19 protein-coding genes, 2 tRNA genes and 1 pseudogene are annotated in these 24909 nt (G+C 44.0%); 14 read left to right on the forward strand and 8 right to left on the reverse strand.

Translation table 11 applies throughout. The features are described from left to right. Positions 1 to 161 precede the first annotated feature (161 nt). Complete coding sequence (locus ACERC8_RS07420) at positions 162 to 2399, forward strand: LPXTG cell wall anchor domain-containing protein (RefSeq protein ID WP_373659259.1); 2238 nt, start codon at positions 162 to 164, stop codon at positions 2397 to 2399. 82 nt (positions 2400 to 2481) lie between these two features. On the opposite strand, the gene ACERC8_RS07425 is transcribed toward ACERC8_RS07420, so the two are convergent. Further along, positions 2482 to 2781 (reverse strand): hypothetical protein, encoded by a 300-nt coding sequence (locus ACERC8_RS07425; protein WP_373659260.1) that lies wholly within the window; start codon positions 2779 to 2781, stop codon positions 2482 to 2484. Position 2782: 1 nt separating this feature from the next. Next, on the reverse strand, positions 2783 to 3199 hold the full coding sequence (locus ACERC8_RS07430; RefSeq protein WP_373659261.1) for an HIT family protein: 417 nt from the start codon (positions 3197 to 3199) through the stop codon (positions 2783 to 2785). Between the two features lie 73 nt (positions 3200 to 3272). Here ACERC8_RS07430 and ACERC8_RS07435 point away from each other — a divergent pair, with 73 nt between their 5' ends. From ACERC8_RS07435 to rsmA, 9 genes are all read left to right on the forward strand, one after another. Next, positions 3273 to 3998, forward strand: a complete 726-nt coding sequence (locus tag ACERC8_RS07435) for an ABC transporter ATP-binding protein (protein ID WP_373659262.1) — start codon at positions 3273 to 3275, stop codon at positions 3996 to 3998. 1 nt (position 3999) lies between these two features. After that, positions 4000 to 5043 carry an ABC transporter permease gene (locus ACERC8_RS07440; protein ID WP_373659263.1) on the forward strand — a complete coding sequence of 348 codons (1044 nt, stop codon included), beginning with the start codon at positions 4000 to 4002 and terminating at the stop codon, positions 5041 to 5043. A gap of 19 nt (positions 5044 to 5062) precedes the next feature. Next, positions 5063 to 5869: a cell cycle regulator CcrZ gene (gene ccrZ / locus ACERC8_RS07445; protein WP_373659264.1), complete on the forward strand. Its 807-nt coding sequence runs from the start codon at positions 5063 to 5065 to the stop codon at positions 5867 to 5869. After that, positions 5869 to 6522 (forward strand): tRNA (guanosine(46)-N7)-methyltransferase TrmB, encoded by a 654-nt coding sequence (trmB, locus tag ACERC8_RS07450; protein WP_373659265.1) that lies wholly within the window; start codon positions 5869 to 5871, stop codon positions 6520 to 6522. Before ccrZ ends, trmB begins: the two co-directional genes overlap by 1 nt. A gap of 56 nt (positions 6523 to 6578) precedes the next feature. Next, positions 6579 to 6665 (forward strand) — tRNA-Ser (locus ACERC8_RS07455). 182 nt (positions 6666 to 6847) lie between these two features. Continuing rightward, on the forward strand, positions 6848 to 7624 hold the full coding sequence (locus tag ACERC8_RS07460) for a TatD family hydrolase (RefSeq protein ID WP_373659266.1): 777 nt from the start codon (positions 6848 to 6850) through the stop codon (positions 7622 to 7624). Further along, positions 7596 to 8192: a ribonuclease M5 gene (rnmV, locus tag ACERC8_RS07465; RefSeq protein WP_373659267.1), complete on the forward strand. Its 597-nt coding sequence runs from the start codon at positions 7596 to 7598 to the stop codon at positions 8190 to 8192. The genes ACERC8_RS07460 and rnmV overlap by 29 nt, the downstream gene beginning before the upstream one ends. A gap of 69 nt (positions 8193 to 8261) precedes the next feature. Then, positions 8262 to 11045, forward strand: a complete 2784-nt coding sequence (locus ACERC8_RS07470; protein WP_373659268.1) for a DEAD/DEAH box helicase — start codon at positions 8262 to 8264, stop codon at positions 11043 to 11045. A 28-nt stretch (positions 11046 to 11073) separates the two neighbouring features. After that, positions 11074 to 11946, forward strand: a complete 873-nt coding sequence (rsmA, locus tag ACERC8_RS07475; protein ID WP_373659269.1) for a 16S rRNA (adenine(1518)-N(6)/adenine(1519)-N(6))-dimethyltransferase RsmA — start codon at positions 11074 to 11076, stop codon at positions 11944 to 11946. 80 nt (positions 11947 to 12026) lie between these two features. On the opposite strand, the gene ACERC8_RS07480 is transcribed toward rsmA, so the two are convergent. Both ACERC8_RS07480 and ACERC8_RS07485 read right to left on the reverse strand, forming a co-directional pair. After that, positions 12027 to 12233, reverse strand: coding sequence for a helix-turn-helix transcriptional regulator (locus ACERC8_RS07480; RefSeq protein ID WP_373659270.1), 207 nt, complete (start codon positions 12231 to 12233; stop codon positions 12027 to 12029). A 1-nt stretch (position 12234) separates the two neighbouring features. Then, the gene (locus ACERC8_RS07485; RefSeq protein WP_373659271.1) at positions 12235 to 12558 is read right to left on the reverse strand and encodes a DUF6442 family protein; all 324 of its coding nucleotides are present in this window, start codon (positions 12556 to 12558) and stop codon (positions 12235 to 12237) included. Positions 12559 to 12703: 145 nt separating this feature from the next. Between ACERC8_RS07485 and ACERC8_RS07490 the strand changes: the two are divergent. Then, positions 12704 to 12889 (forward strand): annotated as a pseudogene (locus ACERC8_RS07490) (16S rRNA (adenine(1518)-N(6)/adenine(1519)-N(6))-dimethyltransferase); the annotation flags it as partial. Between the two features lie 328 nt (positions 12890 to 13217). Here ACERC8_RS07490 and ACERC8_RS07495 read toward each other — a convergent pair. From ACERC8_RS07495 to ACERC8_RS07505, 3 genes are read right to left on the reverse strand one after another with little or no spacing between them, the layout of a single operon-like run. Then, positions 13218 to 14468 (reverse strand): toxic anion resistance protein, encoded by a 1251-nt coding sequence (locus tag ACERC8_RS07495; protein ID WP_373659272.1) that lies wholly within the window; start codon positions 14466 to 14468, stop codon positions 13218 to 13220. A gap of 23 nt (positions 14469 to 14491) precedes the next feature. After that, on the reverse strand, positions 14492 to 15454 hold the full coding sequence (locus ACERC8_RS07500) for a hypothetical protein (protein ID WP_373659273.1): 963 nt from the start codon (positions 15452 to 15454) through the stop codon (positions 14492 to 14494). After that, positions 15444 to 16265, reverse strand: a complete 822-nt coding sequence (locus ACERC8_RS07505; RefSeq protein ID WP_373659274.1) for a hypothetical protein — start codon at positions 16263 to 16265, stop codon at positions 15444 to 15446. The genes ACERC8_RS07500 and ACERC8_RS07505 overlap by 11 nt, the downstream gene beginning before the upstream one ends. Before the next feature lie 273 nt (positions 16266 to 16538). Here ACERC8_RS07505 and ACERC8_RS07510 point away from each other — a divergent pair, with 273 nt between their 5' ends. Both ACERC8_RS07510 and ACERC8_RS07515 read left to right on the forward strand, forming a co-directional pair. Beyond that, positions 16539 to 17825: an adenylosuccinate synthase gene (locus ACERC8_RS07510; protein ID WP_373659275.1), complete on the forward strand. Its 1287-nt coding sequence runs from the start codon at positions 16539 to 16541 to the stop codon at positions 17823 to 17825. 134 nt (positions 17826 to 17959) lie between these two features. Further along, the gene (locus ACERC8_RS07515; RefSeq protein ID WP_373659276.1) at positions 17960 to 19309 is read left to right on the forward strand and encodes a glucose-6-phosphate isomerase; all 1350 of its coding nucleotides are present in this window, start codon (positions 17960 to 17962) and stop codon (positions 19307 to 19309) included. A 506-nt stretch (positions 19310 to 19815) separates the two neighbouring features. Here the strand turns inward: ACERC8_RS07515 and ACERC8_RS07520 are convergent. Beyond that, positions 19816 to 19886 (reverse strand) — tRNA-Cys (locus tag ACERC8_RS07520). Between the two features lie 210 nt (positions 19887 to 20096). On the opposite strand from ACERC8_RS07520, the gene ACERC8_RS07525 reads away from it, so the two are divergent. After that, positions 20097 to 24909, forward strand: a 4813-nt coding sequence (locus tag ACERC8_RS07525; RefSeq protein ID WP_373659277.1) for a glycoside hydrolase domain-containing protein, incomplete at its 3' end; no start/stop codon positions are given.

Genomic DNA, 24909 nt, shown 5'->3' on the forward strand with positions numbered 1-24909 from the left:
CACCTATGGTTAAGCGAGTTATCGCTTAACAAAAACACTTTATAAAAATTGTACAGAAAAGGGGTGCCTTTTCATTAATCTAGATTGATAATACAATAGTTCTGTGATATACTAGTAAGGTAAATTAGGAACCTGAGAAATAGGTTTAGAAAGAGGTATATATGTCTTCACGTAAGATTACAAAAGTTTGTCGTCTAGCTCTAGCCACTGCACTACTAGCAGGAACGCTATCAACAGCCACACCTGTTTGGGCGGAAGAATCGACAGCAGCTCAGAGATTGGGAAAAGTTCTTAATGGTGGAAAAATTGACGATCAAAAAGCTAAAGAAGTTAAAGAAGTTCTTCAAGACTTTACTATCGAGGAATTGAATAAAGCGGTTAAAGTTCCAAGCGGACTTGATATTCTTGTTAATAATAATACGGATGCTAAGGTTCAGCTGTATAGGCTGATTTTGGAAGAATTTGGAAGACGTCACCTTAGCGAAGGTCAAGAAAATATTGCAGATGAACTTAGAGACAAGGTAAAACAGCTTGAGGAAATAGGAAGGACTGTAAAACAGTTACAAGAGGAACTTAAACAAAGGGAAGAACAGTTTATCAGTAGGGTTGATGAACTGAGTAAAGCAAAGGAACAGTTACAACGTGAAAAAGACGAACTAGCTTCTAAACTTGACAAAAACGATACAGAACAAAAAAACCATCAGTTGCAAGAAGAATTGAAAAAAGTAAAAGCTCAGTTAGAAGATAACAAAGAAAAAGCCAAACAATTAGAGGAATACCTTTCTGAAAAAGAAAAGGAACAAATCAAATCTGATATCGAAGTCAAACGTCTTAGAGATGAGAAAACTAGTTTAGAACATCAAAAGAAAGGTTTGGAATCTGAAAAGGCTAATTTAGAGCAACGTATTGCTAAAGCGAATCAAGACACACAACAACTCCAAGCCGATCGTGAGGAAGCTCGCAAAGAAAAAGATGAGTTGCAGAAACAAAAAGATGATTTAGAGTCTCAAAAAAATAATTTAGCAAGAATAATAGAGACTTTAGAAACACAGAAAAAGAATCTGGAAACAGAAAAACAGAAATTAGAAGAAGCTCTGAAAGATAAACCTGATGGGAAAGCTCAACTTGAAAACATGAAGCTTAAAGAAGAGCAGGAGCGTCTAAGTGCAGAAAAAGAACGCTTAACCGCAGAACTTGAGAAAGAAAAGGCAAAACAAGCCGAGCTGAGCACACAACTAACCGATAGTCAGAAAAAACTCAGCGAGAAATCAGCAGAAGTAGACACGTTGAAACAAAAAGAGCAAGCCCTATTAACTGAAGAAGCTGATTTGGAAACTAAGAAAGCTCAGTTAGAGACTGATAAAGCTGAACTAGAAGACAAAGTCAAGTCACTTGAAGAACAGTTAGCTAAAAAACCTCAGCCAAACGAGCAAATGCTTGAGCAAGACCAGCAAAAACTTGAGGATTTGCAGAAACAATTGGCAGACTTAGAGGGTAAGAACGAAGACTTGATGACTCAAAAGTCTAACTTGGAAAAACAACTGCAATCTAAAGACGACGAAGCTGTTAAACAAAAACAAGACCTAGAACGTCGCTTGTCTGAAAACCAAGCCAACTTACAGAAGTTGCAGTCAGAGCATGATAAATTGGCAGACGAACTTAAAGATTCTCAAGATGCCGTAAAACAATTAGAAGACGAACTTGCTAGGTTAAGCAAAGAAAATCTTAATCTTAAAAAGAGCTTATCAGAGGTGCAAGCAAATGGACAGGAATTGCAATCTGAAAAAGATCGTCTGTCTAAAGAGCTTGAAAAATCAGAAGCCTTAGTTGGTGAGTTGAAAGCAAGACTTGCTGAGCTGAAAAAACCAGATGATAGGATGGAGCAACCGAAAGCTGAGCAACCTAAAGTACCAAATTCTGAAGGTGGAAAACCAAAAGAAAAAGAAGAGCAAATCAAACCAATTTTGCCTGTCGAGCCTGAAAAACAGCCTAAGTCAGACGAGAAAAAAATCGGTAAAACCGAACCTTTGATCAATGAAGATAAACCACAGTTTGAACTCGATAAAGATCATGATGGTGATGGGCATACTAGTCGTAGTGAGCTGGATGCCGGTACTAATCCATTAGATTCAGCATCTGTCCCACGACTGATGCGCAATCAAAATATGCCGAAACCTGATAAAAGGATGGTTAAAGCTGACCCTGTGGTTAAATCAAGCGATAAGCAGCGGACAGTTATGCCTGCCACCCAAGCAGCGCCTATGCCTAAGTCAACAGACAAAGGCATGAAGAAACAGTTACCAAATACCGGTACTAGTTCAACTGATTTGTTGCAATACCTCGGCTTATTGACTGGATTCACAGGACTTCTTGCTTATTCAAGAAAAAGAAAAAACTAGTCTCAAAGCTTGAACAAGAGATGATAAACACAATAAACCGAGCTGGAAACGGCTCGGTTTTCGTGTGTAATCGTGTTGTTGACTATTCCTCTTTTTTCTGATATTTGGCTAAAATGTTCTGGATAGCCACAAGGTGTGGCTTGCTTTCTTCTTGAAATAGGCGGAGCTTGTAGTTGATGTCTTTGCTTAGTTGATTCAGCGCTGGCAGGCTGTTTTGAACCTCTGTGACATCTGCTTTTACTTGGTCAAGCTTGTCCTGACTGTCGGTTAGGGTAACTCTGGCTTTAGCTAGTTGTTTAATCAGTCTGACTCGGTTCTGATAAAGTTGATAACCAATTCCTGTCAGCACAGACAGCCAAAGAAGTGAACGGAGTTTTTTCATCTTAGTTGACCTCCTGTTGGATGTGCTTGGCCAGCTCTGCTAATTTCCCAAAATCAGGCTCATGTTGAGCAAAGCGAATATCCAAGCCGTCACCAGACGCAAATCGTGGTAAGAGGTGGATATGGGCATGAAAAACCGTCTGACCTGCAGCTTCTTCGCTGTTGTTAATTAGGTTGATGCCGTCTGCGCCTGTTGCCTTGACCAAGGCTTGCGCCAGTTTTGGTACGACCCCAAAGACCTGATGAGCAGTGTCAGCGCTCATGTCAAGAAGATTTTTGCAGTGCTGTTTAGGGATAATCAGCGTATGCCCAGGGGTTACTTGAGTGATATCAAGAAATGCCAGTACCTGTTCATCCTCATAAATCTGACTTGAGGGGATGGCTCCTGAGACGATTTGGCAAAAAATACAGTCTGTCATGGGTTGAAACCTCCTAAAATAGCTAAATTTTGTTATACTTAATACAAGTATAGCAAAGAAAGAGAGAAAAGTCTTGTTACGGGTTGAAAACATCACAGGTGGTTATCATCATCTGCCTGTCTTAACAGAAGTGAGTTTTGAGGTCAAGAGTGGCGAACTGGTCGGTCTCATTGGTCTAAATGGGGCTGGCAAGTCAACGACGATTAAGGAAATTATCGGTCTCTTACGTCCAGACAAGGGTAGGATTAGTCTAGGTGGTCTGACCTTGGCTGATGATGCCATAGCTTATCGGAAAAAAATTGGCTTTATTCCTGAGAGTCCGAGTTTATACAGTGAGTTGACCCTGCGTGAGCATTTAGAGACAGTAGCCATGGCTTATGATTTGCCTATCGAGCTAGTCATGACAAGGGCGGAGGGTTTGTTGACCCTGTTTCGTTTATCGGATAAATTGGACTGGTTTCCCACTGATTTTTCAAAAGGGATGCAACAAAAAGTCATGCTGATTTGTGCCTTTGTGGTAGAGCCAGAGCTGTTTATCATTGATGAGCCCTTTTTAGGGCTTGATCCTCAGGCAATTGCTGATTTGATGACCTTGCTAGCAGAGCAAAAAGCAGCTGGGAAAGCGATTTTGATGAGCACCCATGTTTTGGACACAGCGGAGCGCATCTGTGACCGTTTTGTCCTCCTTCACCAAGGACGCGTGCTGGCCCAGGGCAGTCTTGCTGACTTGCGGGAACAGTTTGGGGATTATCAGGCTAGCCTTAACAGCATGTATTTGCACTGGACGAGGGAGGCCTGAGATGAGGGATCTCTTTGAAGAACGGCGTCGTTCCTTTTATCAGCGCCTAACCACTTATCTGCCTTACGTTTTCAATGACCATTTTGTTTTGGTTCTCATGGTTGGGTTGGGGGTTCTGCTCTATCAGTACCGAGAATTGTTGAATAATCCGCCTATTTTCTCGTTTTGGCTTTATGGGCTCCTCTGCGTCTTCGGGCTTGGTTTACTTAGTGTTGGGCAGGTGGCGACCTACATCTTGCCCCCGGATCGCCATTACCTCTTAACTAAGGAGACTGTTTTGGTTGGTTTGGTTAAGGAGGCCAATAGCAGAGCTGCTCTCTTTGGAAGCCTTGTTCAACTGGCTGGGTGGTGCTTGCTCTATCCCTTGCTTCATCAGCTGGGCTGGTCAGTCTGGGGCTTTGTCGCATTTTTGATTGTCGTGACGGTGGTTAAGTTAATTCTTGCCAATCGTCGCTTGATGAGGCTTGGTCGTCAAAATGGTCTTGACTGGGATAAACTGGTAACAACTGAAGTGCAGCGACAACAGCGACTCTTGCAGTTTTTTGCCCTCTTTACCAATGTCAAAGGCATCACCAGTAGTGTGAAAAGACGCCCCTACCTTAATGTTTTGAATAGATTTGCTCCAAAAGGGCAAGGAAAGCTGTATCATCAGCTGTTCTGGCGAGCCTTTTTACGCAGTGGTGACTATCTGGGCTTGTTTTTGCGGTTGACAGGATTAGCTATGCTCAGTTTATTTGGGGTGTCCAGTCCCTACCTGGGGGCAGGTCTGGCTGGTATGTTGAACTTTTTACTGAGTTTTCAACTGTTAGCTTTGTCCAATCACTATGACCATCACTATTTGCTAAAGGTAATGCCTCTAGCAGGTTTTGGTCAGAAAACGGCCCTGCTCTGGCTGATACGGCGACTAAGTCTGGTAGCGCTTCTGATTGAGTTGCCTTTTGCCAAAACATGGTCTGCCGCTCTGCTATTAACCGCCATCAACGTGGTAGTCCTCTATGCCTACATGCCTCATAAAGCAGAACGAATGATTGACGAGACGGCTTAAAACAGGTAAAATAAATAAGATGGAAATAAGGAGAAATCTTGTGACAAACGATAAAGAGTTAACATTAGCCCCTTTGAAAGGTAAGAGCGGGCAAGCTTTTCTAGGAACGTATCCCAATGGGGATCGGGTGTTTGTGAAGATGAATACGACCCCAATCTTAGCCGCTTTGGCTAAGGAACAAATTGCGCCCCATCTCTTGTGGACCAAACGGACACCAAACGGTGATACCATGAGTGTTCAGGAGTGGTTGGACGGTAGGCTGTTGGAGCGCGCTGACATGACGAGCAAGCAGATTGCGCAAATTTTAGCACGTCTGCACCAGTCAAAACAACTCCGCAATCAGCTGTTACAGCTTAATTACCGCATCGAAAACCCTTATGACTTGTTAGCAGAGTGGGAAAAAAATGCTCCGCTCCAATTAAGAGAAAATTCTTACCTTCAGACCATTGTTCAAGAATTGAAGCGTCAACTGCCAGACTTCAAAGCCGATTTGGCAACAATTGTTCACGGTGATGTGAGACACACGAACTGGGTGATTACAACCAGTGGCATGATTTACCTGGTAGATTGGGATTCAGTGAGGTTGACTGATCGTATGTACGATGTTGCCCAGATTCTTAGTCACTATGTGCCAAAAGCGCATTGGCAGGAATGGCTGGTTTATTACGGTTACAAGTACAACGATTTAGTGCTTAATAAATTTTATTGGTATGGGCAATTTTCTTATCTGTCTCAGATTTTAACCTTTTTTGAGTTGAGAGAGATGGATAAGGTCAATCAAGAAATCTATGACCTTCGCCAATTTAGAAATGGAATCAAAAACTGATGCGTGTCAGAAATCGAAAAGGGGCAGCGGATTATTTAGCTGCCAATCCCCAGTACGTTATCCTCAACCCTGAAGACAGTAAGGGCAAATGGCGTCAGGTGTTTGGGAATAATCATCCGATTCATATCGAGGTTGGTTCTGGTAAGGGACGATTTATCACAGGTATGGCTGCCCAAAACCCTGATATTAACTATATCGGCATTGATGTTCAGCTCTCAGTGCTTAGCTATACTTTAGACAAGGTTTTAGAGAGCGATTTGCCTAATATCAAGTTGCTGCGTGTTGATGGGTCCAGCCTGACCAATTACTTTGAGGCCGGAGAAATTGACTTGCTCTACCTTAACTTTAGTGACCCTTGGCCAAAAACACGCCACGAAAAACGGCGCTTGACCTACAGGAGCTTTTTAGAAACGTTTGAGCAGATTTTGCCACCTGGCGGTGAAATTCACTTCAAAACAGACAATCGTGGGCTCTTTGAGTATAGTTTGGCGAGCATGTCTCAGTATGGTATGGTGCTCAATCAGGTTTGGTTGGACCTACATGCCAGTGATTACGAAGGCAATGTTATGACCGAGTACGAGGAAAAATTTTCCAAAAAAGGTCAGGTCATTTACCGCCTAGAAGCACAGTTTGACAAGCCCAAAAAAGTATGATAGACTAATGAGGTAGTTTTAGCGATACGATATGGTCGCAAGACTATCTTGCTTATGGAGAGGTCGCATAGTGGCTGAGTGCGCTGGCTTGGAAAGCTAGTAGTCCTTAACGGGGCTCGGGGGTTCGAATCCCCTCCTCTCCTTTTATCCCCTTGATAAATCAAGGGATTCCAGAGATGACCTCAATAATATGATAAACTCCTTCGTAAAATGACAGCGAAGGAGTTTATTGTTGATGGTCTCTCGTCAGGTGAATGCCAACTGTTTATCGTGTGACGACGCTGACTTCCTTTTTATTTACCTGCAAATATGATACAATAAGCCTATGACATTAGAAATCTTTGACACCCATACCCACCTTAATGTTCCGACCTTTGATGGACGTGTGGCAGACGAATTAGCATTGGCAAAAGAGCTGGGCGTAACCACCCACAACGTGGTCGGTTTTGATACACCAATCATCGAACGCGCCATTGAACTGGCGGACCAGCACCCTGAGATTTACCTGACCTTGGGCTGGCACCCGACGGAAGCTGGTAGCTACACGGATGATACCGAGGCTTTTTTGCGTGATAAGCTCCGTCACCCCAAGGTCATCGCACTCGGCGAAATTGGGCTGGATTATTACTGGATGGAGGATCCTAAGGACGTGCAGGAAGCTGTCTTTCGCCGCCAGATTCAGCTCTCCAAAGAACTGTCCTTGCCCTTTGTGGTCCACACGCGAGACGCCTTGGAGGACACGCTGACCATCATTGAAAGTGAGGGCGTGGGCCCTCGTGGTGGCATTATGCACTCCTTTTCAGGTTCTTGGGACATGGCAGAGCGCTTTATCGAGCTAGGGATGATGATTTCCTTGTCAGGCGTGGTCACCTTTAAGAAGTCAGTCGAACTCCAAGAAGTGGCAAAACGCATCCCCCTAGACAAGCTTTTGGTGGAAACTGACGCTCCCTACTTGGCTCCCGTTCCCAAACGAGGCAAGGAAAACAAGACCGCCTACACCAGATACGTTGTGGATTTCATCGCTGAGCTCCGTGGCATGACCAGCGAAGAGGTCGCACGCATCACTACAGAAAATGCAAAGAGGTTTTTCAAACTTGACTGAAAAAATCATTATTCAAGAAGTCATTGTTGTCGAAGGCAAGGACGATACCGCCAACCTCAAACGTTTTTACGAGGTGGAGACTTATGAGACCCGTGGCTCGGCGATTTCGGAAGAGGATTTGGAGCGCATTGAGGTGCTCCATGACCTGCGAGGGGTGATTGTCTTTACAGACCCAGATTACAACGGTGAGCGAATTCGCAAGATTATCAGCTCTGCTATTCCCACCGTCAAACATGCCTTTCTCAACCGTGATGAGGCAGCCCCACGCTCAAAAACCAAGGGATGGTCTTTGGGGGTTGAGCACGCCAGTTTTGAGGACTTGGAAAAGGCGCTGGCTGGGGTGCGTGGGTACTATGATGATGAGGACCATTTTGACATCACACAGGCAGACCTCATTCGGCTGGGGCTCCTGATGGGAACAGATAGCCGACAGCGCAGGGAGTACCTCGGTCAGAACTTACGCATCGGCTACACCAATGGCAAACAGCTCCTCAAACGCCTGAGACTATTTGGGGTGACCTTGAAAGAGGTGGAGGAGTGTATGGGGAGTATAGAGAAAAATCTATAGTAGAGCTTTTCTTAATGAAGAGAAAAATATTTTAAAATTTAGATATTGGGTAAACTTTGGAGAAGAGGGATGAAAAAGCAAGAGGCGAGAACTATATTGGTAAGCATAAATCCTAAAATTGAAATAATAGAATCTGAACGACTTTCTTTTTTGGAAGATCAGTTGAAAGAACAATATTTTATTCAAAAGGAAAAAGAATATGCAGATTGGATACGCGGCCTTCCCAATGGTTTTTTGGATAGACTGAATAAACAAGCCTCTTTTCAAGACATTAATTTCCTTTTAAAAGATTCTTTTTATCCCACGGAATTATTTAGTAATGTCGAGTGGGTTAAAATGCTTTATACTTTAGAAAAATCTCTAGCTTATCTATCTGCCTATAAGCAATCGTTATTTCCAAAAGTTAAAGAATTGCAAAAAAACTTACAATATGTTGTTGACAATGATAAAAATTCTCTATTTAGACTTTTTCAAGATCGTACGATAAAGCATAATGTTGAATTAGCAAAAAAAGAGGTTCAGTTGAATTATGGGCTGTTGGTTGATTTAGATAATCGGCTAGAAAAGTGGAATAATTTCTCCGAAACCACTGCAGAAGAACTAGTCGCTTTAAGTGAGCACAAGCTAGATTATTCAGCTAAAATTAGTCAGATTTTAAAAATAGATGATAGCAATACTGAATCGTATCTTTTTCGACAATGCTTAGAAACGTTAGCACTGGCTGAAAAATTTATTAAACAGAACTCTAAGTGGAAGCTTATTGATGATGTTAAAGAAGTTTGGAATCAAATCAGAGAAACTCAAATTAAGGCTATTGAAGCCAGTTATCCGGTAGACTTATTGGGATATGCAGATGAGCGTGTTGCTAAATTTCTTCCAAACCTTTCTAGAAATTTCGACAACTTGAGTGCTATTTGGGGATGTTCTAATGACTTTTTACAGAAGATGTGTCATATTCCTGAGGAAGATATTGAATTAATCAAAACAATAATTTCTCAAATTATGAGTCAAGGAAAGGATCATTACTATCCTAAGTTAAGAGTGGATAATCTATCATCCTTAGAATTTAAATTACTAGGTCTGTTAAAATTCTATAAAGACTATCCCAAAGACAGAGAAACACGAGAAAAAGCTTTTCTTGAACAGATAGAGTCCCTGAAAATTAAACTTGAAAAAATAAGAACCTTAGCTTCTAATCGGTTCATGCTTAATTTTCTATCGGAGCAACAAAGAAAAGAGTGGCTTGAGGAAGAAAAAGGGCTATATACAGCTTATAATTCATTTTTGACTGCAGACGACCAAAATGATATTCTTCAATTCCCTGCCTATAGTGAGAGAGAGTTGAAAGCTGATTTCGTAGAAAATAGTGCAACTTTTCATGCTCTAATAGAGGCACTAACGGGCTCTAAAAAAATCTATACACCAAATGACTTACCAGATTTGATTGTTGATAAAGTGAAACAAGTGAACATAAACAGAGAAGGTTTAGGCGTCACGATGCGCTCTTATCAAGAATTTGGTGCTCAATACATTTTGTTCTATAGAAACGTTCTTCTGGGCGATGAAATGGGTCTTGGTAAAACGATTCAAGCCATCTCGGTTGCCAATCATCTTTTTCAAAATGATCAACAACATACGATAGTCGTTTGTCCTTTAAGTGTTTTAGAAAATTGGAATAGGGAAGTCAAAAAATGGTCGCAATTGCCGACTTTCGTGTATAGGGGGTCTGATAGGCAACGAACATTTGACAAATGGAAAAGCGAAGGAGGTGTCCTTCTGACGAATTATGAGCAAGCTAAAGCTTTATCAGAAACCCTGACTGATACTGTTTTTGATTTTTTAGTTGTTGATGAGGCTCATTATATTAAAAATCCTGAAACAAAACGTACTATTTACACGACGTTGCTTTCTAAACTGGCGCAATACAAATTATTTATGTCGGGTACACCACTGGAAAATCGTTTAGTTGAGATGAAACATCTCATAAAACTTTTAAATGCGGAATTAGGAAAAAAATTAGAAAGTAGGTACTGGACGACTAAAGAATTTAAAACTCAATTATCGACTGTCTATTTAAGACGTAAGCGGGAGGAGGTGCTTGATGAGCTCCCAGAGATGGAGGTGATTGAGCTATGGTCTCGATTCTCAGAGGAACAACAATTGTTTTACGATGATGCTGTTAGAGATGGCATTAGTGGGATGATGCGGATGAGAAGAGCTGCTTTTGTTGGTGAAAGGTCGAAAAAACTATTGCAAATTATAGATATTTGCAAAGAAGCTAGAGAGAATGGTCAAAAAGTACTTGTGTTCTCCTTTTTCAAAGAGGGGGTCTTGTATCGTCTACAAGAAGAATTGTCAAACGTGGCACCAGTAATGATTTCAGGCTCTATTTCACCAGCACAAAGACAAGATATTATTGACGAATTTAGTAAAGATCCCAATCAGACAGTATTACTCAGCCAAATAGATGCTGGTGGTGTTGGCTTAAACATTCAAGCGGCAAATATTGTGATACTATGCGAACCGCAGTGGAAACCTTCGACTGAGCAACAAGCTATTAGCCGTGTTTATCGAATGGGGCAATTACGTGATGTCGTTGTTTATCGATTACTGACAGAGGACAGTATAGATGAATCTATGATGGCACTACTTGATGAAAAAACGGCATTATTTAACGACTTCGCTAATGATTCAAGTATAGCAGAAGCGTTTGAGCAGAGAGAAAACTTCGAGAGGGATATGATTAATGAATCCAGACTCCGCCAAAAAGTTTTTGAAATGGAGAAAAAGCGACTTGAGACAAAGAACTTTTCTCAAACCTCAGCTGTCAACGCCTTGAAAAAAGCTGAGTAGCCAAATTGAATAAAAAAGGACGGATACTATGAGAATAGCAGATTACAGCATGACCAAGGCGGTACTAGACCGTCACGGGTTCACCTTTAAGAAGTCCTTCGGTCAGAACTTTTTGACCGATACCAATATTTTGCAGAAGATTGTCGATACCGCCGAGATTGATGAGTTCGTCAACGTCATCGAGATTGGCCCTGGTATCGGGGCTTTGACCGAGTTTTTGGCAGAGCGTGCCGCTGAGGTCATGGCTTTTGAGATTGATGACCGCCTGATTCCCATCTTGGCGGATACGCTGGGGCGGTTTGATAATGTCCAAGTTGTCCATGCGGACATTTTGACGGTGGACTTGCAGATGCAAATCAAGCAGTTCAAGAATCCTGACCTGCCTATCAAGGTGGTGGCCAACCTTCCCTATTACATCACGACGCCCATTCTCATGCACCTGATCGAGAGCAAGATTCCTTTTGCTAAGTTTGTGGTCATGATGCAAAAGGAGGTCGCTGACCGCATTTCCGCCGAGCCTAACACCAAGGCTTACGGTAGTCTCTCCATCGCAGTCCAGTACTACATGACCGCAAAGGTCGCCTTCATCGTGCCCCGCACTGTCTTTGTCCCTGCGCCAAACGTGGACAGCGCCATTCTCAAAATGGTGCGACGTCCCGAGCCTTTGGTCAGTGTCAAAGGTGAGGATTTCTTTTTCCGTGTGTCCAAGGCCTGCTTTGTCCACCGTCGAAAAACCCTCTGGAACAACCTGACCAACCACTTTGGCAAGTCAGAGGAGGTGAAGGACAAGCTCACGCAGGCGCTTGGCATGGCAGAGCTGGCACCAAATGTCCGTGGCGAAGCCCTGACCCTAGCGGACTTTGCTAGATTGGCGGATAGCCTGCAAGAAGTGGGGATGTAACCTAAACGATGTCGAATGACGAAAAAAGACTCGAGTTCCACAAAACGGTGGTTATCGAGTCTTTTTGAATGAGTGCCTGGTTAGAAATAGAAGAGATTTTCAAATGATTCGTCCAGAGCAATACATAAAATTAAGGCTAACTTTGCTGTGGGATTAAACTGTCCTGTCTCAATAGAGCTGATGGTGTTTCGAGATACGCCAATCTCATCAGCTAATTGTTGCTGGGAATAGTGTTTTCGCTTGCGGGCTTCTTTTAAACGATTTTTTAAAATTAACTGTTCGTCCATATTAACCTCTGAAAATGGCATAGAGGTGCCCAACGATGAGTAGGGTGGCGAGACTGAGCGTGAGGAAGCCATTGATGAAATGATTCTTTGTTTTTAGCTGTTTGTAGGTCATTAACTCGACTGCTGCTTGCATAGCGAAGTAAATACCTAACATCCCAAAATTAAAGCGATTTGTAAAGTAAGCTTCTAGTGTGAATAAGAGAGAGCAGGCCGTTATCCCAACAATGCTGGCAATATTTCCAGAATTGAGACTGACATGGTGCTCCATTTCATCAGCGACAGCATAGTCTTTGCGACTTTTTTCTAAAATATCTTGTTTATCCATAGGAAACCTCCATTATATATTTTGACAAGTATACTTGGTATTTTTATTGTAACATACGCCAAGTTTACTTGTCAATACTTTTTTGAAATATTTCGCCAAAAAGAGGAGTATTCATGGAAATTCTTTGCTTATTTTATGATTCAGATTTTATCCACCTCGAAAAACCCTCTGGAACAACCTGACCAACCACTTTGGCAAGTCAGAGGAGGTGAAGGATAAGCTCACGCAAGCGCTTGGCATGGCAGAGCTGGCACCAAATGTCCGTGGCGAAGCCCTGACCCTAGCGGACTTTGCTAGCTTAGCGGATAGTCTGCAAGAAGCAGGATTATAGGTTTGATTAACTGTCCTTTTTAAGGGAGGTTTTTTTGCTCTGCTATTACCTTTAAATCTACTTCAAAGGAAATTCACTGCCATAAACAGTGTGCTTAAAAAGCTCCATAAGATGTAGTGACTTAACTGACTACAATCTTATAGAGCTTTAAAATGAAGATAAATCTGTTAACCTATAATCGTTACTAATTTTGTTTACTTAACGTGATAAGAGACGATCAAGAGCCCTAACGCACTTCTAAGCTGGCAAAAGGTGTAAAAACTGTTCTCAGCCTGTGCAGTGACTAACTCCTTAAAAGGTTAAAACTGAGGTGTTCAACTTTGCTAGTTTAACGATTAATGTTGTCTTGTGTGGCTCGTCCTTCATTGAGCAGGGCTTGGACAATTTTTTCATCACGCAATTTAACCGAATCATTGATGGTTTCTGCAGACTTGATGATAGCTGTTTCCAGTTGCGCCCGTTGGTTGCGCCCTTGGTCAATGGCGGCAATGATGCCGTTATTTTGTGCAACAAGGCTCTCCGCAATGGCAGTGACAGATGCGATGTTAAGGGTTGGGCGTTGGGCAGCATTTTCCAAAGCAGGAATGGTCTCCTTGCTGGTTTCTGCTAGCATTTGCAGGGCCGCATTGTTGGCATTGACGATAGCGTCCGCTGTTGCACCAGAGCGGACAGACTGTTGAAGGATACCCAGCTGAGCGATAGAGAGCTTCATGGTTGGGATGGTGTTGCGACGCAACATGCCTAGTTTTTGTCGCATGTCAGATGATACTTTGACGAGATTGCGCATTTGAGGTGTTGTTGCCCATGCCACATAAAGACGGCTGACATACTCTGTATGTTGCTGTTCGAGTGTGTTGACGACCTCGGTTAGACGGGCTAGTTCCTCAGATTTGACATGATAGTCAGCTGATTGTAGGTCAAGGTTGGCTACCTGATGGTGAAGATCCAAGGAACGATTGGAAGCCTCTTTCTGAGTGGCTTCCAGGAAGGCAATCACACCGACTAAGTTCTCGATAGATTTTGTGTTTTCTTCGATAAGCATCTCAGCTGAAACGATGTTACGTGCTAAGGTGTCCTCTTGCTTTACCACATGGGCAGCCATGCTGTCCATTTTTTGTTCGATGTTCTGAGCATCGAAGTAAAACTCTTGAAGGGTGTTTTTTCCATGTTTGAACATTTTTTGGAAAAAATTGGGTTTTTGCTCCAAATCTGTTGGTTTGATGTCCTTGTATTTGGCAACAAAACCGTTGAGTTCACGGTTGGTGTTTTGGAGCAGGTCATCAACTTGAGGAATGTCTAGTTTCTTTTGTTCAGACAAGATGTGATTGACGGTTTTATTAACCTCTTCGACGGCGGCTTGACCAAAATCCAGCAAGGCATTCTGGTCAGTGATGAAACTGTCGACTAGCTGTGGTGCTCGTTCGGTAATAGCTGTTTGTTGTTCAGGTGTTAGCTTATCCAGAAAGCCCACCTGCCCTGTTCCTAACTCCTTGGTTGTTTGGATGATTTCAGTTGTTTTATCAACCTTTCTGACAGCATTGTTGGCAATTTTATCAATATCAAAATTAAATTGGCTCATAGGATCTCCTTAGGTTTGATTGGCTAGACAGTTGAGTTGAGCAGTCGTAGATTGACTTCGAACTCGTGCATAGCATTTTCATTGAGTTGGCGGACTTGTTCTTTTAAATCGTTGGCGAAGCGCTCGATGGTTTCTTGGGCTGTGGTCAAGCGTTTCTCAGCGTCATAGTAATGGTTTGGGTGCTCTTTGATGGTAAGGTAACCAGTTAGGATGCTGTTAAATCGCAACATGCTAGTCTGATGAAGTTCTAGCAATTCAGCCTGATTAGCGAGTTGGCTTTTCTTGATTTGCTCCTTAATGAGCTGGCTATCTTGTCTAATCTGATAGACAGCTGCACTGATTTCAGGAGCGATTTGCTTAATGTTGTGTTGATCTGGCAATTGACTTTCCCAGTCATGCTGTAACTGATGCAAGGTATCCTGAATCAGTTGTCGCTCAGTAGCGATGCGGGTCATCAAGCGTTGAAAGGTCGCCAGGTCTAACCTGTTTTTTTGTTGATTAAGCTGATCTGCCAGTTGCTCTAGTTCTGTCAAGACCTCAGGTGCTGATGCCTTATAGGCGGCGTGTTGCTTGGATTCGGCTAACGCCTTTAACCGAGACACGCTGCCATCAAGCTGTTTAACAGTGGACTTGATTTGGTCAATCGTTGGCAGGGCTGCGACTCGTTGACCGCTTAATTTCTGCTGCTGGCGAGTGGATAATTGGTTGGATACGGCATAGCCACCCCAGAGTAGCCCAGTAAATCCAAATAAAGCCCCAAAAAACTCAGTGTAGCTAAGCGGGAGAAAAGCACATAGGGCAATTAAAAAAATGGTGTAGGCCCGTCGATTGGCTGGTAAAGCTCTGCGATTAATCTGCTTTTTTAGCGACCAAAAGATGATTAAACTAATACCAGAACCAACCAAGAAAGGATTGTTGCCCAATGTTCCCCAAAATACTAGGGCTAGGACAGCTGTGAACCGCCAGAATAATCGATTAGTTCTCATCTTTACGCTCCTTTTGGCTCATCAGCCGTAAACTTACCTCAAAATCACTTAATTCTTTTTCGTTGAGTTCTTTCAAGGTCTCATCCAAGTCTAAATCAAATTGTTCCAGAGCTGTTTTTGCTCGTTCCAAGCGTTCTTGCGCTTGATAGAAATCTTTCGGAGACGCTTTGATGTTCAGATAACCTGACAAAATGTCCTCGAACCGATTCATGTTGGCATCATGCAAAGCGGTGAGCTCAGATTGATTGGGGCTCGTTTTGATTTTTTCACGGATAATACGATCATCCATGCGAATATTGCGATAGCAAGTTAGCAATTCTGGAGCCAGCTGAAGCACGCGCTCTTCCTCGGGGTTCAACGGCTCACTATCCGCGGATAAGCCTAGTCGGTTCAATTCTGTCGTAATCTCGCCAGTCACTTGAGTGACTTTTTTTGACACACGCTGGTAGATTTCTTGCCCCATGTCCTCTTTGAGTTGGTCAGCCTCATTTTGGATGGTTTTTAGTTGGGGCAAAAGCTGGCGCGCCAACACGCCGTATTGGGTGTACTCTTTTTGGGACTGATAGTCCTCAAGCAAGCTTACTTGGCGATCGGCGCGTTTAATCTTACCTTTGAGGTCTTGCAAGCGAGGGTTAGGGTTTTGGCTAGGCAGTCTTCTTTGTTTAGCCACTAATTGATAGATAACAAATCCGATAGCACCCGCTAGTATTAAGGGTAAGGTAGCAAGTAAAGCACCCATACCAAGCATTGCTAGGACGACATAAAGAACAATCTTTTCGTCTGTCATCCGCTTTACTCTGTGTTTTGTCATCGTTGTCCTTTCCGTATACTATCTTACCTTATATTTTAGCTAAAAACGGACAACTTTACAAGAAATTGCTGTGATTTTAGCCTGTCTGTGTTTATTCAAATGCATCCTTTGACATGAAAACTTTACGTTCTAAAAAATGACAACGTTTTTTAAATTAAAAAGCGAACCAATACAGGTTTTTATTGATTTTTTAACAAAAAAAGCTTATAATGTTTTAGGATAGAACGCACTAGGCTTGTGCATGTAGCGAGCCAAGAGAAAGGTGAACAAGAAATGACAGCAGTTGTTGTAGTAGGCACCCAGTGGGGTGACGAAGGAAAAGGCAAGATTACAGATTTCTTGGCAGCGGAGGCAGAGGTTATTGCCCGCTACCAAGGTGGAGACAATGCAGGACATACCATCGTTATTGATGGTAAAAAGTTCAAGCTGCACTTGATTCCGTCAGGGATTTTCTTCCCTGAAAAGACGGCTGTTATCGGAAATGGGATGGTGGTCAATCCTAAGGCGTTGGTTAAGGAACTAGACTACCTTCATGGTGAGGGAGTGACGACAGATAATCTGCGGATTTCAGATCGTGCGCACATCATTTTGCCTTACCACATCAAGCTCGACCAGTTGCAAGAAGAGGCGAAAGGTGACCAGAAAATCGGCACCACCATCAAGGGGATTGGTCCAGCCTATATGGACAAGGCAGGTCGTGTTGGTATCCGTATTGCGGATTTGCTGGATAAAGAGGTCTTTGCAGAGCGGTTACGTGTGAACTTGGCAGAGAAAAATCGCCTCTTTGAAAAATTCTATGAAGCAGATACCTTGGATTTTGAGGAAATTTTTGAAGAATACTACGCCTACGGTCAGCAAATCAAGCAGTATGTGACGGATACCTCTGTCGTGCTCAATGATGCGCTTGATGCGGACAAGCGGGTGCTCTTTGAAGGTGCTCAAGGTGTCATGTTGGACATTGACCAAGGAACCTATCCGTTTGTGACATCATCGAACCCTGTCGCTGGTGGGGTGACCATCGGATCTGGTGTCGGACCAAGCAAGATCAGCAAAGTTGTTGGTGTCTGCAAGGCTTATACCAGCCGTGTTGGTGAGGGTGCGTTCCCAACCGAACTCCATAACGAGATTGGCCAGCGTATCCGTGAAATCGGAAAAGAATACGGCACGACCACAGGTCGCCCACGCCGTGTGGGCTGGTTTGACAGTGTGGTCATGCGTCACAGCCGCCGTGTTTCTGGCATTACCAACCTTTGCCTCAACTCGATTGATGTCTTGTCAGGGCTTGAGACTGTGAAAATCTGTGTGGCTTATGACCTTGATGGGGAGCGGATTGATTACTATCCAGCTAGCACCGTTCAGCTCAACCGCTGCAAGCCGATTTATGAGGAGTTGCCAGGTTGGTTCGAGGACATCACAGGTGTTCGTCGTTTTGAAGACCTACCGCTTCATGCTCAGAACTATGTCAAGCGGATTACAGAGCTGGTTGGTGTGGAACTCTTGACCTTCTCTGTCGGTCCAGACCGCGACCAGACCAATATTGTTGCAGATTTGTGGCATTAAGGCTGTATCATCTAGCTGCTTAATGAGGGGCTAGATGATTTTGTTTCAATGCTCACAAATTACAAGGAATGCTTGATTTTTGCCCCATAAAAAGGTAAGATATAGGTGATATTAGTTAGAAAGGTTATCAACGCATGACAACTATTCGATTTGATTATTCTAAAGTACTAGGGACTTTTGTTGGACAGGAGGAGTTGGATTACTTGCAACCGCAAGTGACTCTGGCAGATAAATTGCTCCGCGAAAAGACTGGTCCAGGGAGTGACTTTTTGGGCTGGTTAGATTTACCAGAGAACTATGATAAAGACGAGTTTGAGCGTATCTTAGCAGCGGCTGAGCAGATTAAGTCTGACAGCGAGGTGCTAGTGGTTATCGGTATCGGAGGCTCTTACTTGGGGGCCAAAGCAGCCATTGACTTCCTCAACCATCACTTTGCTAACTTGCTGTCTGCACAAGAGCGCAAAGCGCCTCAAATTTTGTACGCTGGAAACTCTATTTCCTCAACCTACTTGGCAGACTTGGTGGAGTATGTGGCAGATAAGGATTTCTCTGTCAACGTGATTTCTAAGTCAGGGACAACGACTGAACCAGCGATTGCTTTTCGTGTGTTTAAAGAGCTCTTGGTTAAAAAATATGGTCAAGAGGAAGCCAACAAACGCATCTATGCCACGACAGATAAGGCTAAAGGGGCGGTTAAGGTGGAGGCAGACGCCAACAACTGGCAGACTTTTGTCGTGCCAGATGATGTCGGTGGTCGCTTCTCGGTCTTGACAGCTGTAGGGCTTTTGCCGATTGCTGCTAGCGGTGCGGACATCAAACAGCTCATAGCTGGTGCCAATGCGGCCCGCCAGGCATTGACCTCAGATAAAATCACTGACAATATTGCCTACCAGTATGCAGCCTTTCGGACAGTGCTTTATCGCAAGGGCTATGTGACAGAGATTTTGGCTAACTATGAGCCATCGCTCCAGTATTTTGGCGAGTGGTGGAAGCAGTTAGCTGGTGAATCTGAAGGTAAAAACCAGAAAGGTATCTACCCAACATCTGCTAACTTCTCGACTGATTTGCACTCTTTGGGGCAATTTATCCAAGAAGGCTATCGCAACTTGTTTGAGACGGTGGTGCGTGTGGATAAGCCACGTAAAAACGTCTTAATTCCAGAGCTGGCTGAGGATTTGGATGGTTTAGGCTACCTGCAAGGCAAGGATGTTGATTTTGTTAACAAAAAGGCAACAGACGGTGTGCTACTAGCTCACACAGATGGCGGCGTGCCCAACCTCTTTGTCATCTTGAAGGAGCAGGATGCCTTTACGCTGGGTTATGCTATTTACTTCTTTGAGCTAGCCATTGCTATCACAGGTTACCTCAACAGTGTCAACCCATTTGACCAGCCAGGTGTTGAAGCTTATAAGAAAAACATGTTTGCCCTTCTTGGCAAGCCAGGCTTTGAGGAACTGTCAGATGAGCTGAATGCACGTCTATAAGCTGATAAAACAGTGCCTAGAAAAGGCTAAACGTTAGTCAGCGTAATCAACTGATTTATAGCGAAGAGAAACCTCCTGTAAATGTTTGAACCGCACCTCAAAATTAGATTTTTTCTGTCTAACTTTTTGGGGGCGGTTCAATTTTTGCCAGGGGTCTTTTTGATGCTATTGTTCACAATAGCTGAAAATGTTTTGGGTTTTATTTCTGATACAGAGATAATTTGGCGGATGACTAGCAGAAGACAAAGTACTCGTTTTTGAGGATTATCGCTGTTATTAAGTTGAAGTAGTGGTAGACTTTCCTCTATTCTTTAAGTTATTGAATATTAGGGTTAATAGCTCTTTTTTAGTCTTTCTGTACTCCGTCATCTCAACTAATAAAGTTGATGGGGACAGGCTTTTTTTTTATTGACCAAATAAAATCAACGGCTATTTATTGATAAAAAAGACGAACTCATTTTTATGAGTTCGTCTTAGCATTTGACAGCACCTAGAGGTGCACCTAGAGGCGGTAACCGGATTTGAACCGGTGATCAAGCTTTTGCAGAGCCGTGCCTTACCACTTGGCTATACCGCCATAACAGCAACTATTATAGCCTATTTTTTCAGAATCGTCAAGACCTATTTGTGTTAGTTTGTGCTAGCATCATTTGACTAGGATAAGGGGGTTAGTGAGAGGGAGGGATAAAATTATTTACTAAAATTTCAAGTAAAAAATTGCATCATTTTTTTATTTTATGTTATAATAAGACAAAAAATAAAAACACTTTCAAAAAAGGAGAGAAAAATGAAAGACTTATGGTCTAAAAAACAGATTTTTTCCATTCGGAAATTGTCCTTGGGTGCCTGTTCGGTTGCAATCGGTTCTGTGCTATTTGCCAATGGGGGAACAGTGTTGGCAGAGACGAGCGCAACTGAGGCAAATATTGATCCAGCCGTTGCTCAGTCTTTAGAAAAAGAAACTGCTACAGAAAAGGAGCCAGCTACCGCCTTACCTGAAGGAGAAGCAGTAGAAACCTCTCCTCGTGTAGCTGACCAGCCCCTTGTTTCTAACTCACCAGCCTCTTCTCATGAACGTGAGGCTCTGATAGGCTTGTTAGCTAGTATTTCTAATGAAGATCTGTCACTCTATACAGAAGCTAGCCGAACCGCTTTTATGGGAGCCATCGAAGCAGCTCGTCAAGTTATTGCTAATGAGCAATCAACCAGCGAAGAATTGCGTGCAGCACTTGCTCAACTACACGCAGCAGCTCAGGCTTTGGAAGAAGCTCAATCTGCCTCTGAACGGGAGGTTCAGCTAACAGGTGGTGTGGTTGATACCAACCTTCAGTATACACAAGATAAATATGATACTGTTCCTTTGGCTGCACAAGGCCAGCTAACCGCTTGGCGCAACGATACAGCAACTTCTCAATTAACCATTAAGTCTGGCGAAGATGCCCTAACTAATGTTCGAGTTGAAGTGAGCGATTTTACTGACGGTACAAACACGATCAGCAAGGACAACATCACAGCACATTTTATCAAGTCAGTCCAAGCTTTCACTGGTATGCAGGGCTACGGCAGCACCACGCGTCCTATTCCAACAGGTAACCGTGCAGAAGCTAACGAGGTCATCTATCAGACGGAGCCTTTAGCTACCATGGCAGCTAATAGCCTGCAGAACGTGTGGTTGACCATCAAGGTGCCTGAGCAGGCAGTAGCAGGTCGATATACAGGTACGGTAAAAGTTCTGGCAGACCACTTAGCAACACCGCTCAGCTTTAACTATACCTTGGAAGTTGCCGATGCGACCCTAAAACCAGTGACTGACTTCAAAGATAGCTTTGATATTGAGTTATGGCAAAATCCATTTGCAGTAGCTGAGTACTACAATGTTGAGCCGTTTTCTGAAAAACATTTTGAGATTTTAAGGCCACATATGGAGCGCTATAAGGCACTGGGTGGTCATGCCGTAACAACGACCATCGTTGAGGAGGCTTGGGCAGGTCAGACTTACAGTAAAAATGAGATCAAATTCCCATCCATGATTGATTGGACCAAGAAAGCTGACGGTACCTTCAGTTTTGACTACACCAAGTTTGATAAATGGGTGGAATTTAACAAATCCCTTGGTCTCGGTGACAAGATTGTTGGCTACAGTGTGGCGCCATGGACCAATCAGTTCCGTTATTTTGACGAAGCCACTGGGCAAAAAGTGATCAGCCGCTACACCGTTGGTAGTGAGGAATACACAAAAACGTGGAATGCTTTCCTCCAAGACTTTATCGTTCATGTGGAGAGAAAAGGCTGGAAGGATCAGGTTTATATCGGTATCGACGAACGTGGGTTTGACAAACGAGCCTTTGACTTGATTGACAGTGTCCGTAGCATCGACGGCAAACCATTCAAGACAGCAGGTGCCATGGATGGCTTTGTTAACAAGCGTGAGTTAGCTATGCGAGTGACCGACCTCAATGTCGGTGCCAATGCCGTCAAGGCTCACCCTGTTGAGTTTGAAGCCTTGCGTAAAGAACGGGCGGCTCGCGGTCTTCGGACAACCATTTACACGGCAACAGGTGAGAAACCAGGGAACTTCTCTCTTAGCGCACCAGGCGAGAGCTACTGGACCATGCTCTATGCCTATGCGGTTGGTGGTCAAGGCTTCCTGCGCTGGGCCTATGATTCATGGGTGGAAAATCCTCTGGAAGATGCTACGCACAATGCCTTTGAAACAGGCGACCCTTTCCTCGTCTACCCAGATTTGAAAACCAGTGCCAACCCAGTTTCCAAATCAACCTTACGTTTGGAAAAAATGGCAGAAGGCATTCGCGATGTCAACAAGTTAATCCAAATCAAAGAAGAAACACCAGCCCTTGCTGAGCGTGTTGACCGTTTGCTCAAAACAGTCAAGGCGCAATATCCGAACAATCGCCTATATCTGACCGAAGAAGGTAAACAAGCTCTTGCCCGTGATATGCAGGCCATCAAGGATGAGATTGCGGCCATTTCCCGTGAACATGTTACCTTGAAACAAACAGGCTCAAGAGAGGTTGAGAGCATCGCTATCCGTGGCGAGGTGGCGCAACCGCTAATTGTTGGCACAAGTCGCCAACTGACTGCTGCGTTGGCGCCAACCAATCTCATCAACCCACTGGTAACTTGGACCAGTAGCAACCCATTGATTGCTAGCGTCTCGGAAACGGGTGAGGTGACCGCTTTGAAGGCAGGTCAAGTGACCATCACAGCAACCTCTAAGCAAGACCCTAGTAAATCAGCTCAGGAGACACTTACTGTTGAACGTTTGACCGTTGACCAAGCTGCTCAGGTTGCCTATTATGCCTTTGATGATACCACAAGTCCAGTTCGTGATTCATGGGGCGACCGTCATGGTCAACCAGCAACTAGTCAACTGGTAGATGGAATTTCTGGTAAAGCCCTGCGTTTGGAGCCAGGTCAACAAGTGACCTTACCTAACCTGCCGTCTCTTAACCACGACTGGTCTGTTGGGTATTGGCTTTACAACGAATCCGAAGGTGCCAACCGCCACTCTATCCTAAGTAGTACTGATGGTCAGCGCTCCCTTGATACTCGACTAGCGACAAATCGTGAAAAAGCAGGTGTGCACGTTGGTAAAGGTGCAGGAGATGTCTTGACCTTTAACCATACCGCACCAAAAGGTAACTGGGTGCATTACACGTGGACCAATAGCGCACAAGACGGTCTCAGTCTCTATGTCAATGGTCAGCTGGTGCAAACAAACGCTTGGACAAAAACACGTGACTTTATCCTCCCAGCTAATGTGATCGGTGGTAGCAATGTTAAAGGGCTACTGGATGAGCTCAAGATTTACAACCGTGCCTTGACAGGTGCCGAGGTTGTCGCTTCCATGCAGGTCAAAGGGCTCAATGTGGCTGAAACAGCTTTGGAACTCTATATCAACGACAGCCAGCAAGTCAATGCTGATCTAATTTCTGATGCTGCTGATAAGACTGTAACCTACACCATCACTGACCCAGAGATCGCTAGTGTTGATGCTAATGGTCGTGTAACAGCGCTGAAAAAAGGTCGCACAAGCTTGGTTATCGAAAACACGGCAGGTGGCTATCGCAAGGAAATCCCAGTGACGGTCGAAAAACGTCTGGAAATCCAGTACACTATTCCAACCTATAAGATGCCAGAAGCTAACTTGTCTGATGTGGAAAAGGCACCAAACACACCACGTCAGTACTTGGCTCACCCAGACATGCTCATGCTGGACGATAACCAAACCCTGCTAACAGCCTTCGTAGTTGGACATGGACGAGGACCGGTGGTCATGAAAGTTAGCCATGATGGTGGCGAGACATGGACAGAGAAAACTGATATTCCAGCGTCATGGGCAAATTCTTGGGAAACACCAACCCTCTATAAACTGAATTTCAAAGACGGTTCACAAAAACTGATCATGATTGCAGGACGACCAAACTGGCATGGCAATACCAGCGGCGGTTGGGATACTTCAATCTCCACAGACAATGGTCAAACCTGGTCAGAGTACAAACAGTTCCAGCCAACCAAAGCAGATGGTTCACAAAACTTCTCAATCGTTGCCATGTCTAGCTTGACCCAGCTCAAGGATGAGGCAGGTAACTTTATCGACAAATGGATGGGGCTATACATTGACGCTAGCTTTGTCAACTACAAAACCTACCTGACCTTCGATGAGCAAGGCAACGAGCAATGGAGTGCTCCTGAGAAATTGATTCCTGAGCACCGTGATATTGAAGCAGCAACTCAGCTGGCTGAAGTCGGCGTCTTCCGTTCACCAGACGGCAAGCGTCTAGTCGCTCTCGGTCGCTCTCAATCTCACCAACATAAGTCAACCATGTTCTACTCGGATGATGAAGGTCAGACATGGACCCGTCCAGAATTCATGCAAGGCGCCCTACAAGGGGAACGCCATAAGATTGCTTATGATCCAATTAGCGGTCGTCTGCTAGTCACTTTCCGTGAGATTACGCTGGATTACAACAAAAATGGTAAAATTGAACCAGGTGACTGGCGAGCTGGGGAATGGGTAGCCTGGGTTGGTACCTATGAAGACATCATGAACCAGAACGAAGGTCAGTACCGAATTCTTATCGCTGAGGATTGGGCGCAGAACCACTTCTCAGGTGATACGGGCTATGCTGGGTTGGTTGTTCAACCTGACGGTACCTTCATCATGAACTCTTACGGTCACTTTGACAGAGAGTTTTCTGAAAAATGGAAAGGTGGAGTAACCACTGACCTCAGCTACATTAAACAAGCTAAGTTCAAGCTCGGTCAGATCGACCAAGCGCTTGGTTTGGTGGATAAAAGCCAGCTCCTAGCTGCCTTGACACCGCTTGAAGCAATTGCAGCAACTGATTACACCGAGGACAGTTACCAAGCCTTTAGTCAGAAAGTCGCTGCTGCGCGAGCCGTTCACGACAGCCTAACCACACAGCAGGTTGAAATTGATCGTGCGCTGGCTGGTCTGGAACATGTCGCAGAGATGTTGGTAAGAAAACCAGAGGAGCTAGCCGATTACAGCCGCTTGCAAGAGTTGCTATTGAGTATCCCAGAAGACCTCACCATGTATACGGACGAAAGTTTAG

This window comes from Streptococcus sp. E29BA, assembly GCF_041807805.1.
Classification (GTDB): Bacteria; Bacillota; Bacilli; order Lactobacillales; family Streptococcaceae; genus Streptococcus; species Streptococcus entericus.